The sequence below is a fragment of the Streptomyces sp. UNOC14_S4 genome, from assembly GCF_020740835.1.
Taxonomy (GTDB): domain Bacteria; phylum Actinomycetota; class Actinomycetes; order Streptomycetales; family Streptomycetaceae; genus Streptomyces.
Map to the genome: position 1 here is coordinate 1 of NZ_JAINFC010000745.1, position 2,695 is coordinate 2,695.

Consider the following 2,695-nt stretch of genomic DNA (forward strand, 5'->3'; position numbering starts at 1 on the left):
ACCCAAGGGGCGCGAGGAACTGCGCGAGAAGCCCCACCGGACCCGCAGACGGGATCAGGCCGCCACCGCCACCGCAGCCGCCGCCGGCTGGAGCGCGAGCTCCAAGACCTGGCGGACGTCCCCCACCGGATGGACGTCCAGCGTCGCGAGGATCTCCTCCGGCACCTCGTCCAGGTCCGGCTCGTTCCGCTGAGGGATGATCACCATCGTCACCCCCGCCCGATGCGCAGCGAGAAGCTTCTGCTTCACGCCACCGATCGGCAGCACCCGCCCCGTCAGCGAGACCTCCCCCGTCATGGCGACATCCGGACGCACCTTGCGGCCGGAGAGCAGCGAGGCCAGGGCCGTGGTCATGGTGATGCCCGCGCTCGGCCCGTCCTTCGGGACCGCGCCCGCCGGGACGTGCAGGTGGACGCCCCGGTCCTTCAGGTCGCCGACCGGAAGCTCCAGCTCCGCGCCATGCGACCGCAGGAAGGAGAGCGCGATCTGAGCGGACTCCTTCATCACGTCACCGAGCTGGCCGGTCAGCGTCAGGCCCGCGCCGCCGGTCTCGGGGTCGGCCAGGGACGCCTCCACGAACAGGACGTCACCGCCCGCCCCGGTGACCGCGAGGCCCGTGGCCACGCCCGGCACCGCCGTACGCCGCTCCGCCGGGTCCTGCGCGGACTCGGGCGTGTGGCGCGGGCGGCCGATGAGAGCCCGCAGGTCCCCCGCGCCGAGCGAGACCGGCAGCTCGCGCTCGCCGAGCTCGTGCTGGGCGGCCACCTTGCGCAGCAGCCGGGCCAGGGCGCGCTCCAGGGTGCGCACGCCCGCCTCGCGGGTGTACTCGCCCGCGAGCCTGCGCAGCGCCTCGTCGGAGAGGGCCACCTCGCCGCTCTCCAGGCCCGCGCGCTCCAGCTGCCGGGGCAGCAGGTGGTCGCGGGCGATGACGACCTTCTCGTCCTCGGTGTAGCCGTCGAGACGGACCAGCTCCATACGGTCCAGGAGCGCCTCCGGGATGGCCTCCAGGACGTTCGCCGTCGCCAGGAAGACGACGTCGGAGAGGTCGAGCTCGACCTCCAGGTAGTGGTCGCGGAAGGTGTGGTTCTGCGCGGGGTCCAGTACCTCCAGGAGGGCCGCGGCCGGGTCGCCGCGGAAGTCGGAACCGACCTTGTCGATCTCGTCCAGCAGCACGACCGGGTTCATCGAACCGGCCTCCTTGACCGCCCGCACGATGCGGCCGGGCAGCGCGCCCACGTACGTACGGCGGTGGCCGCGGATCTCCGCCTCGTCCCGTACGCCGCCGAGGGCGACGCGGACGAACTTCCGGCCCATGGCGCGGGCGACGCTCTCGCCGAGGCTGGTCTTGCCGACGCCGGGCGGACCGACGAGCGCGAGCACCGCGCCCCCGCGCCGCCCTCCGATCACGCCAAGCCCCCGGTCGGTGCGCCGCTTCCGCACCGCCAGGTATTCGGTGATCCGTTCCTTGACGTCCTCCAGGCCCGCGTGGTCCGCGTCGAGGACGGCCTTGGCGCCCGGGATGTCGTACGCGTCCTCCGTCCGCTCGTTCCAGGGCATCTCCAGGACCGTGTCGAGCCAGGTGCGGATCCAGCCGCCCTCGGGGCTCTGGTCGGAGGACCGCTCCAGCTTGCCGACTTCCTTGAGGGCGGCCTCGCGGACCTTTTCCGGCAGGTCGGCCGCCTCGACGCGGGCGCGGTAGTCCTCCGACTCGTTGCCGGGCTCGCCGTCGAGCTCGGCGAGCTCCTTGCGGACGGCCTCCAGCTGACGGCGGAGCAGGAACTCGCGCTGCTGCTTGTCGACGCCCTCCTGCACGTCCTTGGCGATCGACTCCGCCACGTCCTGCTCGGCGAGATGCTCGCCCAGCCACGTCACGGCGAGCTTCAGCCGGGCCACCGGGTCGGCCGTCTCCAGCAGCCGCACGCGCTGCTCGACGGTGAGGAACGGGGAGTAGCCGGCGTTGTCGGCGAGCTGCGCGACGTCGTCGAGCTGCTGGACACGGTCCACGACCTGCCAGGCGCCGCGCTTGCGCAGCCAGCTCGTGGCCAGGGCCTTGTACTCCTTCATGAGCTCGGCGACCGAGCCGGGGAGGGGATCGGGGACGCTCTCCTCGATCCGGGTGCCCTCGACCCACAGCGCTGCACCGGGGCCGGTCGTGCCGGCTCCGATACGGACGCGGGCCACGCCGCGGATGAGTGCACCGGGGTCGCCGCCGGAGAGGCGCCCGACCTGCTCGACGCGGCCGAGGGTGCCGGTGCCGGCGTAGGCGCCTTCCAGGCGGGGCACCAGCAGCACCTGCGGCTTGCCGCCGCCTGTGGCAGAGGCCTGCGCGGCTTCCACCGCGGCGCGTACTTCGCCGTCGGACAGGTCGAGGGGGACCACCATGCCGGGCAGTACGACCTCGTCGTCCAGCGGCAGAACGGGCAGGGTGAGCGGTGCGGACGTGAAAGCCATGATCTCCCCTTCGGCAGGCAAGTTGAGCTATGCCGACTCAATGCGGGGGCCTGGCGGATTGTTCCCGGGCTTCTGTTCGCTCAGAGCGATCGTCTGCGGGTGCGGGCCGGTGGTCGCTTCTCGCGCAGTTCCCCGCGCCCCTGGGTTGGCTGGTGCGCCGGGGGAGGGGCCTGCGGGCGGGAACCTGAAACGCGGTGCGTGCGGCCGATACGTAAGGGGAGCCGTATTACATGCACCGTCGTTC

Annotated in this window: 1 protein-coding gene; it reads right to left on the minus strand. The window is 72.7% G+C overall.

The features are described 5' to 3' along the window. Positions 1–54: 54 nt before the first annotated feature. On the minus strand, positions 55–2,451 hold the full coding sequence (gene lon / locus K6I34_RS35225; protein ID WP_229332102.1) for an endopeptidase La: 2,397 nt from the start codon (positions 2,449–2,451) through the stop codon (positions 55–57). Positions 2,452–2,695 lie beyond the last annotated feature (244 nt).